This window comes from Massilimicrobiota sp. An80 (genome assembly GCF_002159255.1).
GTDB classification, from domain to species: domain Bacteria; phylum Bacillota_I; class Bacilli_A; order Erysipelotrichales; family Coprobacillaceae; genus Allocoprobacillus; species Allocoprobacillus merdigallinarum.
In genome coordinates this window covers 1-845 of the sequence record NZ_NFHI01000116.1, presented here as the reverse complement: position 1 = coordinate 845, position 845 = coordinate 1, and the positions used below count along the sequence as shown (strand labels likewise).

Annotated in this window: 1 protein-coding gene; it reads right to left on the bottom strand. The window is 36.3% G+C overall.

Annotated features, from left to right (window positions below; all coding sequences use genetic code 11):
* Positions 1-800, bottom strand: an 800-nt coding sequence (locus B5G32_RS13565) for a transposase (RefSeq protein WP_143746686.1), incomplete at its 3' end; no start/stop codon positions are given.
* Positions 801-845 lie beyond the last annotated feature (45 nt).

The following is an 845-nucleotide window of genomic DNA, read 5'->3' as shown; positions in this document are numbered from 1 at the left end:
ACACTATCGTGCTGATTGCCTGGTGCTACTGTATTATGCAGTACAAATCCATGTCTATCACAGAATGTCAGATTTGTATATGCAAAGCATTTCTGTTTTTCTCCCTTATGGAAGCATCCGCTTTCTGGGTCTGTCTTGCTTACCTTTATTGATTTTGTCCCTTTTCCTTCAATCAGTTCTCCTGTTTCTTCATCATATGCAAGCTCTATATCCTTTGTTTCCTTTAATGCTTTTTTTCCATGTTCTTCTCTATCCTTGTTGATTTCTTCCAGAAGTTCATCATCATAATGTTTCTTGACGATCTCCACGACCTTGTTTTCGTGTTTTCTACTATTGGCGTTGGCTTTTCGATGTGTTCCATCTCCAAATACTGTATCAAGATCCACAAAATCATATGCTATGGCTTCTTCGATGATCCTGTTGAAAATCTCATCAAAAATTTCTGAATCTCCATATCTTCTGATATAGTTCTGTGACCAGGTTGAATAGTTTGGAACCTCATCATCAATGGACAATCCTAAAAACCACCTGTAGGCAAGGTTGACCTTGATTTCTTCACATGTTCTTCTCATGGAATGAATACCAAATGTAAAGTTAATAAAAAGCATTTTAAAAAGTACCACCGGATCGATACTTGGTCTTCCAAAAGAACTGTAGAGCGGTCTGACCAATGGATAAATAAATGTCCAGTCAATGGCTTCCTCAAGCTCTCTTACCTTGTGATCTGATGGTACTAATTCATCTATAGTACTCAAAATAAAGCTGTCATTTTTACGATTGTTTAAACATGTCATTGCCATAATATTTTACCTCCAAATACGCACTTACATTATATCATATTTTCA